The organism is Pseudomonas sp. GW821-FHT03A09 (genome assembly GCF_059421065.1).
In genome coordinates this window covers 446,250-459,330 of the sequence record NZ_JBWKUX010000005.1, presented here as the reverse complement: position 1 = coordinate 459,330, position 13,081 = coordinate 446,250, and the positions used below count along the sequence as shown (strand labels likewise).

Genomic DNA, 13,081 nt, shown 5'->3' with positions numbered 1-13,081 from the left:
GGTGTGTGTTGGTGGTGACTATAACTACTGAAATTAAATTATCAACACTCTACCTACCGACGGTCGACGACCGGCGTTTCACTAGGCATTGAGTGAATTGTATGAGCGCGCAGGAACGGCGCCGGAGAGAGGTATTACGAGGTTTTGCGCAGATGTTAGTTGGTGTGTAGGGCCGCTGTGATAACGCTGAGAAAGGCTTCAACCAGCACACTTCTTGTTTCACTCGGGGTCAGCACCAACAACTGTGCACACGCATCCACCTCTGCCAACGGCCTGTACGTCACGCCCTTGTTCGTCAGGCTCTGTGTACATTCCGGCACCAACGCCACACCTTGCCCGGCTGCCACCAGGGCAATGATCGAGGTGATCTGCCGCCCGGTCGGGCCGGTACGCAAGGGAACGCCGTGGTGGCGGTAAAGCTGCTCGATGGACTGGTTCAACCCCGATCCGTAATCCGGCGGGAACAGGATCAACGGGTAAGCACTCAGTTGCGTCAGGCTGACCTGAGGTTGGAGCGCCAGGGGGCTTTCGTTGGAGACCGCTGCCACCAATCGTTCTTCTCCCAATGACAAGGCTTGTACGGCTTTGTCCTGTGGCAGCAGGCGGCTCAGCCCGATATCCAGCCGCCCATCCGCCACCTGCGCGCCGAGGCTGCCGGAGGCGCATTCCACTAGGGTCAGTTGCACATCGGGAAAACGCTGGGTGAACGCCTGGATGGCCTTGCTGAACAGATCCGACAAGGCGATAGAGCTGACATAACCCAATGCCATCTGCCCGGCGGTGCCGGCGACCAGTTTGCTGGCGATGACTTGCGCCAATTCGACTTGCTCCAATACGCCGCGGGCATAGGGCAGGAATGAACGGCCTTGGGCGGTGAGGGTCACCGTGCGGCTGGTGCGATCAAACAGCTTGAAGCCCAGCTCCGCCTCCAGGGCCGAGATCTGCCGGGTCAGCGGTGGCTGGGCCAGGTGCAGGCGCAGCGCGGCGCGGCCGAAATGCAGTTCTTCGGCGACCGTCAGAAAGTAACGCAGCTTGCGTAAGTCGAGCATCCGGGTCCTTGGGTATTGATCGGTCGGAAATCGGTATTGGTCACGATCCTGCCGCCCATTTTATAAAGGCGCTACAAAATAAAACGAGAGGTTTCATGAAACCGCGCCTGCATTGTGCCCGCCTGGCCCTGTTTTTGTGTGGCTGCGCGGCGTTTCTCAACCTCTATGCGACCCAGAGCATTCTCCAGACTTTTGCCGCGCAGTTTCAGATCAGCGCCAAGGCGGCGGGGTGGAGCATCACCGTCACCACCTTGGCGGTGGCCATCACTGCGCCCTTCGTCAGCCGCCTGACCGGGCGTTTCGAGCAACGCACAGTGATCGTCGTGGCCGCGTTGTTGCTGGTGGTGCCGGCGTTGATGACGGCGTATGCCGGGAGCTTCGCCGAAGTGCTGGTGTGGCGATTCGTCGAAGGCATGTTGATCCCAGTGGTGTTTGCCACCAGCGTGGCTTACATCGGCGATCGCTGGAGTGGCGGCACGGTGACTGAAGTCACCAGCCTCTATGTGGCTGGAACTGTGTTGGGCGGGTTTGCCGGGCGCTTCGTGACGGGGGTGATGACTGAATATGTGGGCTGGCGCGAAGCCTTTGAAGGGTTGGCGGTGCTGAGCCTGATGGTGGGCGGGTTTATCCAGTTTCTATTACCCGCCAATCGGCCACGGGCGGTGCCGGTGAAAGTGGTCTCATCGGGCATCTTTCGCAAGCCGTTGTTGGCAGCCTACGCTGTAGGTTTCTGCGTGTTGTTTTCTCAGGTTGCAGCGTTTACCTACGCTGGTTTGTACCTTGGCCTACCGCCTTACAACCTTGGACCTGCAGCCTTGGGGACGCTCTATATGGTGTTCCTGCTGGCCTTGATCGTGATCCCCATCGCCGGTCGCCTCAGCAAGGCCCGGCCCCATGCCGAGCTGCTAAGCATTGCCGCCGTGCTCGGCGTCACAGGTTCGGCGCTGACCCTGTTGCCGCCCTTGTGGTGCATCGTGGTGGGCCTGGCCCTCAGTTCCACTGGCGTATTTCTCGCCCAGGCCGCCGCGAATGCCTTTACCACGGCTACCGCCCGGGACAACAAGGCCGCTGCCGTTGGTGTCTACCTCACCTGCTATTACCTGGGCGGTAGTTGCGGTGCCATCGTCCCGGCGTTGATCTGGGAGCACTGGGGTTGGGTTGGCTGCGTGAGCCTGATTATCGGCTTCCAACTGTTCACCCTGCTGATCGCCCTGACCGGTTGGAAACCTGTTAAGCCTGAACGTGTACCGACACCATGAACGATACCCTCGCTTTGTCTGTCACCGAGAAATCCACCCGCCGCCGCTCACTGATCGCCGGTTGTGGCGCCCATGCGGTGCACGATGGCCTGACTGATGTCATCTACGTGTTGTTGCCGATCTGGCAAACCCAGTTCGCGTTGTCCTACGCCCAGATAGGCCTGTTGCGAGGTGCCTATTCCGGGATGATGGCGGTGTTCCAACTTATGGCCAGTCGCGCGGCCAAGCGCTGGGGGCGCATGCCGATGCTGGTGGGGGGCACCGCACTGGCGGGCGCGGCATACTTGTTGGTCGGGCAAGCCAGCGGCCTGGCCATGTTACTGCTGGCACTGCTGCTCGGTGGCCTGGGCGCCAGCACCCAGCATCCGCTGGCATCCTCGATGATCACTGACGCTTACGAGGAGGGAGGTGGTGTCAAGCAAGCTCTGTCCCAGTACAACTTTTCTGGTGACATTGGCAAAACCTTGATTCCGGGGTTGGTCGGCCTGCTGCTTACCGTTGTCAGCTGGCGTGCCAGTGCCACACTGCTGGGATTGATAGGATTGGCAGCGGCGCTGGCCCTATGGTGGTTGGTGCCTACGCAAATCTTCGAATCCACCGCCACAAAAAAGGCCAAGCCGCTCAGCAGAACGGGCTCGACCACTGGCCTGCGCGCATTGATTCTCACCGGTACCCTCGACAGCGCCGTACGCATGGGGTTTCTGACCTTCCTGCCGTTCCTGATACAGGCCAAAGGTGCCGGTACTGCCGGTATCGGCTTGGCGCTGACGATGCTGTTTATCGGCGGCGCATTCGGCAAGTTGCTCTGCGGCTACCTCGGTGCGCGTATCGGCATGATGAAAACCGTGTGGCTGACGGAGACCAGCACCGCGCTCCTGATTGTCACGGCTGTGTACCTGCCGCTGACCGGGTTGATGGTGATACTGCCGGTGCTGGGCCTGGTCCTTAATGGCACGTCATCGGTGCTGTACGGCGCAGTACCGGACTTGGCCGGTGCGGGCAGGCGGGAACAGGCGTTTGCGCTGTTTTACACCGGCACTATTGGTGGTGGGGCGCTGGCGCCGGTGATGTTTGGTGGGGTTGGGGATGTATTGGGTGTGCCGATGGCGGTGATGGTGTTGGCGGGACTGTTGTTGGTGACGTTGCCGTTGGCGTGGGTGGTGCAACGGGATGCCAAATTTGAGGTATAAAAAAACCGGTCGCCAAGGACCGGTTTTCATGTGTCTCCCGTCATGAGTCACCTCGACGTGAGAGCAAAATCTGAGTGGAGCGGGTAGAGGGAATCGAACCCTCGTCGGAAGCTTGGGAAGCTACTGTTCTACCATTAAACTATACCCGCTCAGAGCGGCTGACTTTGTACCAGATGTTCGCCGGGATTTGAAGTTTTTCTTCAAAAATGTGGGTGTGGGAGCTGGCTTGCCTGCGATAGCATCACTGAAGTGTGACGGACACTCCGAGGTGTCGATATCGCAGGCAAGCCAGCTCCCACACCCGCTTGCACCTCAGATCGCAAAGGCATGCTGCGTCTGGCCCTGGTGGAAGCGCAATCGACTGGCCTTACGCTGTGGTTTCAAGAAACCCACCACCGCATCACGGCTGTCTCGGCATGCCACCTTGTGCTCCATATCCAGGAAATGCCCGGTGGCCTGAATGGTGCTGAAGCTGCTGTTGGCTACGTGCTGGCCGAACAGCTTGGCGTCCTGGGCGCTGGTGTACTCGTCCCATTCGCCATTCAGAAACAGCACCGGGATGTTGATCTGTTTGGCCGCCTTGAGGTAGCACAGCCGATCGCCGTTCAGCACATGGTTGATGTGAAAGTGCATCTGTCCATATTCGTGCTCGGCCAGGCTGCTCACGTGCTTGTAGTTGAAGCGCTTGAACAGCGATGGCAGGTGCTTGCCGATGGTGCTGTTGACCAGGTGGCCGACGCTGTGACGATCGAGGTTGCCGAGGTAGTCGACGCCGCGCTCAAGGTAATCGCGCATGGGTGCGTTGATCACTGGGGAGAACGAGCTGATCACGGCTTTTTCCACGCGGCGGGGCCGCTGGGCAAGGGCGATCAGGGTGGCGGCGCCACCCCACGAGAACGACAACACATGCTCGGCGGCGAAGTGGTCGATGAGCTCCAGGAGGATCTGGCCTTCGACTTCCTTGGTCAGCATCTGCTCATGACGGTTATGGATTTTGGAGCGGCCAGCGTAGGGCTGGTCATACAAAACCACATTGAATTGCGGGTACAGGCTTTTCACGGTTTGGGCGAAAGATGCCGTGGTGGCCATGGAGCCGTTGACCAGGATGATGGTCTTGTCAGCAGCTTCCGCGCGATAGAACTCCGTGTAAACCCGATACTGACCCTGTATATCCAACACAGCGATTTCTGGCCTCATGTCGTAAGACTCCTGGCAAGCGGGTAGGGCGCGCAGATGACTCTGCACGAGCTTTGTGACAGGTAGGCATACGCCTGGAAAAATGAGGGCCCATGTCGATCCGATGACGGCTGGCCGACGGGTGTTGTTATGGCGGGCTGTTTGCCGGGGAGGCCCGTAGATCAAGCGCGGGCGGGGCAAAGTGTTTCTTGGAGGTTATAGGCGACTCATCAGTCATATTTTGGCCGACGGTTTGATTCAAGCAGCAGACGTTGGAAGTCGCAAGTCACAGAAATAGGTTTTTGCGATCACCGGCCGAATGGTCGTCAGATCTGTTGGATTTCGTCGATGGTCAGTTCCCGATACTCGCCCGGCGCAAGGGCTGCATCCAGCACCAGAGGGCCCATCCGCTCACGATGCAAGCGGATCACTTTATTATCAAAATGGCCGAACATGCGTTTTACCTGGTGATAGCGGCCTTCAATGATGGCCAGCCGCGCCGTCCTCGGTCCCAATATTTGCAGATGCGCAGGTTGGGTGGTGAGGTCCTCGAAGGCGAAATACAAGCCCTGCGCAAACGTCGCCGCGTACTCATCACCGATAGCCTGTTCGGTCTCCACCAGATAGACCTTGGGCAGTTTGGTCTGAGGTTGCGTGAGGCGCCGCGACCACTGGCCGTCATTGGTGATCAGCATCAGGCCGGTGGTATTGAAATCCAGACGGCCAGCGATATGCAGCTCGCCCTTGTCCGGTTCGTCGAGTAAATCGAGGACCGTCGGGTGTTGCGGGTCTGAGGTGGCGCTCACGCAGCCTTGCGGTTTATGCAACATGAAATAGCGCGCCGTTTTACCCGCTTGCAGGACTTCATCGTCAACACATACACGATGGAATAGGCGCACATCATGGTGCGGGTCGCTGATTGCCACACCATCGACCGTGACCCGCCGTTCAACCAACAGCCCTCGGACTTGCTTGCGATTGAAGCGAGGCAAGTTACTGAGAAAGCGATCAACCCGCATTACTCCGGCTCAGCCGTGCGTAGTTGCGCGTCTACCTGGGCACAGCGCGGGCACAGGCAAGCTTTATTGCGCAGCTCGTCAGGCAGCGCTTCGAGCACTGACGGGTCGATAGTGGCGCCGTAGCACCAGCATGGCTGATCGACAGTGCGTGGGTCGGCCAGCGTGCAGTCATTACGGGCGCCACAGGCAGGGCAAAGAGTTGGCGTGGTCATCACTCGATTCAGAGGGTAGGGGTAGTGTCTCGGGAAGTCCCGGCACGATACAGCGCCAGCCAGCTTGGTTCCAGTACGACAGGCGTTGGGCTGCCAGGCAGGCTCTGTTCGTCCGAAACAGGTGTTTCAGGTTGTGACAAAAACGCACCAGATTCGGTTTTTGATGTCAGATATTTCGTCATTCAGTGAAATCTGAATGCCGCCCCCCAGCGTCGCTGGAGGCGCTCTTTCGCGGTCCAGGAGGCCGCCATGTATCGACGACTGCTGCTCACCGCTTTTCTCGGCCTGACCCTGTCAGCTTGCGTGCCTTACTACGATGGAGGCGGCACTTACTACCGCTCGGAAGTCTACACGGCGCCGGCGCCGGCTTATTACTACGGCGGTCCTGCCTATTACCCGTACGGGCGTAGCTATTATGCCCCGTCACCTCGCTACTACTCGGCACCCCGGTATTACCAAGCGGCGCCGCGTTATTACCCACGACCCGGTTACCGGCCTTATCAAAACCAGGGCTGGGGGAATCGTTGGGGCAATGGTGGCCAGGGGCGTGGGTCCGATCATGGAGGTGGACACGGAGGTCATCGTTAAAGAGTCAAAAAAGCGGCGCAGGATGCGCCGCTTTTTTATACGTGTCATTTATTAGAACTGTCAGATTTAACAGCTATCTTTAGGGTTCAAATCATATTTCACTGCTGAAAAAACCATAGTGCTTGTTCAGTGGAGCGGCTATTAAATGAACCTCCCAATGTTCAAACAATTGATGGGCCTGCTTATATTGATGATCAGCGTCGTTGGCCAAGCGCGGGCCGAGCAAGGTTGCCCGTATCCATCGACGATCAAATACATCGATGGGCATTTCAAGATATCGGACAAGAAACTGTTGTGGCAAAGCCCCAAGGTCGAAACCAGCGATTTTATCGATCTGTTTGTCGGCGCAATCTTTATGCCTGGCAAGGGGCAAGAGCGGGAAAACGGCTACATGGACAAGTGCCTCTATCGCACCGGCAGTGGTCAACTTGCAGTATTGAGGCCTGTCACGGGAGACTTCGCCACCAATATGTCATTAACCAGTACGTTGTATTGGCAGCTCGGCACAGACTCATTCAATCAGCCGGTTTATCTGTGCCAGGACAGCCAGCCTGACAACTGCGCTTTCAGAGTCAACAGCCAACTGTAGTGAATGGTCAGTAGTCAGATAAATCCGCCAGTGGGTGGCGACCTTCCCAGGCCTTGTTGAAGTGCGCTTGCACCACCGCTTCCGGGACCGTGTTGACATCCGCCCAGTGCCAATGGGGCGTCTGGCCCTTATCGATCAATCGCGCCCGTACGCCTTCGGCAAATTCCGGGTGACGGCAGCAGTTCAGGCTCAAGGTGTACTCCACCTGGAATACCTCGGCCAACGACAGATGACGGGCACGCCGCAGATGCTCCCAGACCAGGTGTGCGGTCAGCGGGCAACCTTCGCTGAGGGTTTTGCCGGCGCGGCTCAACAGTGGGTCAGAGTGATCGCGCAGCAGGCTCAAGGCACGCCAGGCACCGCGCACATCTCCCACGTCCAACCACTCGTCGATCTGCGCACGGCGCGGCAACCATTGCGCTTCGGGTTGCTGGCTAAGCGCTTCCTGGCTGAGGGCCTTGAGCAAGCTGTTGAGCTGTTTCGCGGTCTGCTCCTGCCAGTTCAGGCGCAACAGGCCGTCGATCAGTTCCTCTTGTTGATCATCGCGCAGGAAACGGTCGGCCAGTCCCATGTCCAAGGCATCCCTACCGTTGATATGGGCGCCGGTAAGACCGAGGAACAAACCCAATTTGCCGGGCAGGCGCGAGAGAAACCAGCCAGCGCCTACATCCGGGTACAGGCCGATGCTGATTTCGGGCATCGCCAGGCGGCTGCTTGGCGTCACGATGCGCACCGCTGCGCTTTGCAGCAAGCCCATGCCGCCGCCCAGCACGTAGCCGTGGCCCCAGCAGATCAGCGGCTTGGGGTAAGTGTGCAAGCGATAGTCGAGGCGATACTCCGCCGCAAAAAACTGTGCAGCCAGGGCGGGCACCGCGCCGGGTTGTTCACGACAGGCTTGGGCCAGGCTGCGTACTTCGCCACCAGCACAAAACGCTTTGGAGCCGTTACCGCGCAGCAGTACGCAGACGATGTTCGGATCCTTGGCCCAGGCGTCCAGGCGTTCGCTCAGGGCCAGGATCATCGGCAGGGAAAGGGCGTTCAGGGATTTTTCTGCGTCGAGGCTGGCGATGCCGAGGCGGGCACCGTCGCTGCCGGTCAGCTCTTCGAAGTGCAGGTTCATCATGACCTCAATCGATACGTTGAAGGATCAGTATGATCGCTTGGTAGGAAAGTGCCGGTGGTGTGTCAGATCAATTGACAAGCGGGGTCGGCTTTCCTAGGGTTCGCCTCATTCTTTTTTACAAGACAATTCAACCATGACCGAAGACGACCGTATCAAACTCGAACCCAGCTGGAAACACGCCCTGCGGGATCAGTTCGAGCTGCCGTACATGGCTCAGTTGCGCGAGTTCCTGCGCCAGGAACATGCCGCAGGCAAAGAGATTTATCCGCCCGGACCGCTGATTTTCAATGCGCTCAATTCCACGCCGTTGGACAAGGTCAAGGTGGTGATCCTCGGCCAGGACCCGTATCACGGCCCTGGCCAGGCACATGGGTTGTGCTTTTCGGTGCAACCGGGCGTGCCGGCGCCACCGTCCCTGGTCAATATCTACAAAGAACTCAAGCGCGACCTGAACATCGACATCCCCAACCACGGCTACCTGCAAAGCTGGGCCGAGCAGGGCGTGTTGCTGCTCAACACCACCATGACCGTCGAGCGCGCCAATGCCAACGCCCATGCGGGCAAGGGCTGGCAGTTCTTTACTGATCGGATTATCGAGGTCGTCAGCCAGCATCAGCCGAACTTGGTGTTCCTGCTGTGGGGCGCCCATGCTCAGAGCAAGCAGAAGCTGATCGATGCGACCAAGCACTTGGTACTGACGTCAGTGCACCCGTCGCCGTTGTCGGCGTATCGCGGGTTCTTGGGGTGTGGGCATTTCAGTCGCACCAACAAGTTTCTTGAGCAGAATGGCGAGACGCCGATCGAGTGGCGGTTGCCGCCTCTTTGATGTAGGGAGCCCAACCGCTACAAGCGGACCTCGGATATTGTTGCGTTGCCGATATTTGCCACGTACGCAATGCGTCCGTTGGGTGTCACAGCGATACCGCGCGGTTTATTGAAGCCAGGGATTGTGCCGGTCACGTTTTGGGTGCTGGTATTGATGACGCTGACTTGGTTGCCATCGGTTTCGGTGACGTAAGCGCGCTCCAGCATCGTGTGAAAGGCCACCTGGAAGGGCCCGAGCAAACTGCCGAGTATCGAGCTGACCTGTGCAGTGGCGGTGTCACCGATATACATCTCGCCACGGTCCCGGTAGGTGATGTAGACGCGAGCGGCGAAACGAGCATGAGCAATGCTGGTGGGGTCCCCTACAACTGTGTTGGCCTGGAACACGACTCTGTTGGTACCCAGGTTGATGCCGGTCCAACCATCGATAATCGATGCAATATGCGAGCGAGCGTTGCCGGGCGCCACACTGATGTCTTTAGGGTAGGCCACCGGAGTGGTGGTGATGCGCTGATCGTTGGTGGTGTTGATCGTAACGACTTCTGAAGCGCCGTTGTCAGCGACATACAAACGTGCTCCGGTCGAATTCAATGCCATGCCGTTTACGGTCGTGAACCCCCCGATTTGATTGATGACGGTGTCGGTCGAGGTATCGATTACGGTGATGGGGGTATCGCTTGCCTGGCTGTTGTCGCTGGCATAAAGGCGCTGGGCCGTAGGATGCATGGCGAGCCAGATAGGCGATCCCACATTGACGATCATCGTGAGGATGCTGAAGCTTGCTGTGTCAATTACGGTGATGCCCTGTGGGAGTGTGGCACTGGCGACGTAAAGGCGTGTTCCGTCCTGGTTTAGCACAAGACGGTTGGGGGAACCTTGGACGGCAACCGTCCTGACAATGGCGGCAGGAAGGTCCTCGTCATCTTCGATATCTGAAAAGTACGCCATGATTGGAGTCCTCAAGCAGGCCTTTGGACCTTCTTGTTAACGCCGTCGCTCGGTCCCGTCCAGCTGTGAAAGTTCACAGTTCAGACCAGTGGCATTGAGTAATCAAATCAAGGCAAGCGGTTCCAATGCTTGAACAACGGCTCCGCCAGAAACAACACAAACAACAAGCGCATCACCTGCATCGCTGTCACCAACGGCACCGACAGTTGCAGGGTCTCGGCTGTAAGACTCATCTCGGCAATACCGCCGGGCATCATGCCCAAGGTCAGTGAGCGCAGATCAAGGCCAGTCAAGGCGCCCAACCCCACTGCAGCAAAAGTCGCCAGCGCCATGGTCAACGCTGTGCCAATCAGGGTGCGGCCCATGAACGACGGCGCCCGACGAAAGAACTGACGATTGAAGTGGCAACCCAGGCCGCTGCCGATCAGCCATTGACCGATTTGGCTGCCGCCGTCGGGCAGGCCGAGATGCAAGTCCCAGATAACACTCGCGGTAGCACTCACCAGCAGCGGCCCGAACAACCACGGGTTCGGCTGACGCAAGCGTTGCCACCCCCAGGCCACCAGTGCTCCAATCGGAAACAGCGCTAACAGCCAAGGCCAACTCACTGGCGCCGGATGAAACTGCGGCGCGCCGCCCTCCAGCACATACTTGAAGATCGCCGGCACACACAGCACCACCACCAACACTCGCAAACTCTGCCCCGCCGCGACCCGGCTGAGCACCGCGCCATTGCGTGCGCCGAGGTTGACCATTTCACCGGAGCCGCCCGGCATGCTCGAGAAAAACGCCGTGGCACGGTCTTCACCGCTGCGGCGCATCAACCACACGCCGACGATGCTCGACAGGCTGGTGACCAGTGCACCGAAGAAGATCAGGCCGAAGTGGCTCATCACCTGTTCGATCACCACCGGGGTGAAGTGCAAGCCAATGCCGATGCCCACCACCCATTGACCGCATTTGCGCCCGCCAGGAATCTCCGCCAACTGCCACGGCGTGAGGCAACGCACCAGGATGATCGCCAGCAACGAGCCAACCATATACGGCAAAGGCCAGCCGACCAGGCTGGCCAGGTAACCGCCGGCCAGGCCGACCAGCGGTGTTCCCCACCATTGTTTAAAGGTGGCCTCAGACATCGGCCACGGCACGACGCTGCAGGGCACGTTTGCGGTAGATACGTACTAGCGGGAAGGCCAGCATCAGTGCCGTCAGCACCCACACACCAAAGGTGATCGGGCTCGACCAGAGGATGTCCAACGCACCGTTGGAAATCGACAGCGCACGGCGCAGGTTCTGCTCCATCAGGCCGCCGAGGATAAAGCCCAGCAGCACCGGCGACAGTGGGAAGTCCAGCTTGCGCAGGATGTAGCCGAAGATACCAATGCCGATCATCAGGAACAGGTCAAAGGTGGTGGCGTGCACTGCGTACACACCGATCGCAGTGATGATGGCGATCACCGGCACCAGCGCCCAGTTCGGCACGGCGAGGATACGCGTGAAGATGCGGATCATCGGGATGTTGAGGATCACCAGCATGATGTTGGCGATAAACAACGACGCGATCAGGCCCCAGACGATGTCGGGTTGCTGTTGGAACAGCAACGGGCCGGGTGTGATGTTGTACAGCGACAGCGCGCCGATCATCACCGCCGTGGTGCCCGAACCGGGTACGCCGAGGGTCAGCATCGGCACCAGCGCGCCGCAGGCGGATGCACCGATGGCGGTTTCCGGCGCAGCGAGGCCACGCATGTCGCCCTGGCCGAATTTACCGCTGGCACCGGCCAGCCGTTTTTCGGTCATGTAGGCCACGGCCGAGGCCAATGTGGCACCGGCGCCAGGCAATACGCCCATGATGAAGCCGAGCAAACCGCAGCGGATGTTGACGACGAAGACCGCGCCCGCTTCCTTGAGGTTAAACATCATGCGCCCGGTGGCCTTCACGGCTTCCTGGCCCCGGTGGGTTTTTTCCAGCAGCAACAGGATCTCGCTGATGGAAAACAGGCCCAGCACCAACACCACGAACTGAATGCCGTCGGTGAGGTGGATGTTGTCGCCGGTAAAGCGGTATACGCCGCTGTTAGCGTCGATGCCCACTGCCGAAAGGAACAGGCCGATCAGCGCCGCCACGAAGGTCTTCAATGGTTTGTCACCGGCCATGCCGCCAAGGCAGACAATCGCGAACACCATCAGGACGAAATATTCCGCCGGCCCGAAGGCAATCGCCCATTTGGCCAGCAGCGGCGCAAACAGCACCATGCCGCAGGTGGCGATGAATGCACCGATGAACGAACTCCACGCTGACAGCGACAGCGCCACACCGGCCAGGCCTTTACGGGCCATCGGGTAGCCGTCGAGGGTGGTCATCACGGTAGAGGCTTCGCCCGGGATGTTGAGCAGGATCGAGCTGATACGCCCGCCGTATTCGCAACCCAGGTATACGGCGGCCAGCAGGATCAGCGCCGACTCAGGCGGCAGGCCCAGGGCAAAGGCGATGGGGATCAATAGCGCCACGCCGTTGATTGGACCCAGTCCTGGCAACAGGCCGACCACGGTGCCGATCAAGGTGCCACACAGTGCGGTCACCAGGTTGTAAGGGGACAGTGCAACGCCGAAGCCCTGGCCCAAATAGCCGAAAGTATCCATATCAGTTCTCCAGAACGTCGAGCAGGCCGAGGGGCAGCGGTACGTCCATGGCTTTATCGAACAGCAGATAAAGACCGACGCTCATCAAGGTGATGATCACCGCACCGGGCAACCAGCGGCCGCCATACAGCCGTGCCATCGGAATACCGATCAACATGCTGCTGAGGATGAAACCCAGGGACTCGAAGGTGCCGGCAAAGACCAGCAGCAGTACCACGCAGATGCCGATCTTGATCAGGGTTTCGCGGTCCAGTGCCGGTTCTTCCTCGGTGTGCTTGGTTGGCTGTGGGCGAAACAGCATGTACAGCAGGCCCAGGCTCATCAGCCCGAGCATCAGCAGCGGGTAGGCGCGAGGCCCGACCGGCTCGTAGGAAAACGACGCCTGATACGGCCAGGCCATCAGCGCGAGACCCGCGCAGACCAGCAGCATCACCGAGGCAAAAATGCGTTGTAAGAGCAT

General features: G+C 59.2%; 14 protein-coding genes and 1 tRNA gene. 5 read left to right on the top strand and 10 right to left on the bottom strand.

What is annotated here, in order from left to right; genetic code table 11:
* Positions 1-155: 155 nt before the first annotated feature.
* Complete coding sequence (locus AC07V4_RS12465; RefSeq protein ID WP_492636082.1) at positions 156-1,049, bottom strand: LysR family transcriptional regulator; 894 nt, start codon at positions 1,047-1,049, stop codon at positions 156-158.
* 95 nt (positions 1,050-1,144) lie between these two features.
* Between AC07V4_RS12465 and AC07V4_RS12460 the strand changes: the two genes are divergently transcribed.
* Both AC07V4_RS12460 and AC07V4_RS12455 read left to right on the top strand, forming a co-directional pair.
* Positions 1,145-2,308: an MFS transporter gene (locus AC07V4_RS12460; protein ID WP_492636083.1), complete on the top strand. Its 1,164-nt coding sequence runs from the start codon at positions 1,145-1,147 to the stop codon at positions 2,306-2,308.
* Positions 2,305-3,498, top strand: a complete 1,194-nt coding sequence (locus tag AC07V4_RS12455) for an MFS transporter (protein ID WP_492636084.1) — start codon at positions 2,305-2,307, stop codon at positions 3,496-3,498. Before AC07V4_RS12460 ends, AC07V4_RS12455 begins: the two co-directional genes overlap by 4 nt.
* 75 nt (positions 3,499-3,573) lie before the next feature.
* Here the strand turns inward: AC07V4_RS12455 and AC07V4_RS12450 are convergent.
* The 4 genes from AC07V4_RS12450 to AC07V4_RS12435 form a co-directional block, all read right to left on the bottom strand.
* Positions 3,574-3,647 (bottom strand) — tRNA-Gly (locus AC07V4_RS12450).
* 163 nt (positions 3,648-3,810) lie between these two features.
* A complete protein-coding gene (locus AC07V4_RS12445) occupies positions 3,811-4,695 on the bottom strand; it encodes an alpha/beta fold hydrolase (protein ID WP_492636085.1) in 885 nt (294 codons plus the stop codon).
* Between the two features lie 305 nt (positions 4,696-5,000).
* Positions 5,001-5,693, bottom strand: a complete 693-nt coding sequence (locus AC07V4_RS12440) for a pseudouridine synthase (RefSeq protein ID WP_492636086.1) — start codon at positions 5,691-5,693, stop codon at positions 5,001-5,003.
* On the bottom strand, positions 5,693-5,905 hold the full coding sequence (locus AC07V4_RS12435) for a cysteine-rich CWC family protein (RefSeq protein WP_492636087.1): 213 nt from the start codon (positions 5,903-5,905) through the stop codon (positions 5,693-5,695). Before AC07V4_RS12435 ends, AC07V4_RS12440 begins: the two co-directional genes overlap by 1 nt.
* A gap of 249 nt (positions 5,906-6,154) precedes the next feature.
* On the opposite strand from AC07V4_RS12435, the gene AC07V4_RS12430 reads away from it, so the two are divergent.
* Both AC07V4_RS12430 and AC07V4_RS12425 read left to right on the top strand, forming a co-directional pair.
* Positions 6,155-6,493, top strand: coding sequence for a hypothetical protein (locus AC07V4_RS12430; RefSeq protein WP_492636088.1), 339 nt, complete (start codon positions 6,155-6,157; stop codon positions 6,491-6,493).
* A 157-nt stretch (positions 6,494-6,650) separates the two neighbouring features.
* A complete protein-coding gene (locus AC07V4_RS12425) occupies positions 6,651-7,082 on the top strand; it encodes a DUF3757 domain-containing protein (protein WP_492636089.1) in 432 nt (143 codons plus the stop codon).
* 7 nt (positions 7,083-7,089) lie between these two features.
* On the opposite strand, the gene dspII is transcribed toward AC07V4_RS12425, so the two are convergent.
* Positions 7,090-8,202 (bottom strand): enoyl-CoA hydratase/isomerase DspII, encoded by a 1,113-nt coding sequence (dspII, locus tag AC07V4_RS12420; RefSeq protein WP_492636090.1) that lies wholly within the window; start codon positions 8,200-8,202, stop codon positions 7,090-7,092.
* 136 nt (positions 8,203-8,338) lie between these two features.
* Here dspII and ung point away from each other — a divergent pair, with 136 nt between their 5' ends.
* Entirely contained in the window at positions 8,339-9,031 is a 693-nt protein-coding gene (ung, locus tag AC07V4_RS12415; RefSeq protein WP_492636091.1) for a uracil-DNA glycosylase, read from the top strand.
* 17 nt (positions 9,032-9,048) lie between these two features.
* Here ung and AC07V4_RS12410 read toward each other — a convergent pair whose 3' ends face one another.
* From AC07V4_RS12410 to AC07V4_RS12395, 4 genes are all read right to left on the bottom strand, one after another.
* Positions 9,049-9,978, bottom strand: a complete 930-nt coding sequence (locus AC07V4_RS12410) for a YncE family protein (protein ID WP_492636092.1) — start codon at positions 9,976-9,978, stop codon at positions 9,049-9,051.
* Positions 9,979-10,085: 107 nt separating this feature from the next.
* Positions 10,086-11,114 (bottom strand): AbrB family transcriptional regulator, encoded by a 1,029-nt coding sequence (locus AC07V4_RS12405; RefSeq protein ID WP_492636093.1) that lies wholly within the window; start codon positions 11,112-11,114, stop codon positions 10,086-10,088.
* Complete coding sequence (locus AC07V4_RS12400) at positions 11,107-12,621, bottom strand: tripartite tricarboxylate transporter permease (protein WP_492636094.1); 1,515 nt, start codon at positions 12,619-12,621, stop codon at positions 11,107-11,109. Before AC07V4_RS12400 ends, AC07V4_RS12405 begins: the two co-directional genes overlap by 8 nt.
* Before the next feature lies 1 nt (position 12,622).
* Positions 12,623-13,081 (bottom strand): tripartite tricarboxylate transporter TctB family protein, encoded by a 459-nt coding sequence (locus AC07V4_RS12395; RefSeq protein WP_492636095.1) that lies wholly within the window; start codon positions 13,079-13,081, stop codon positions 12,623-12,625.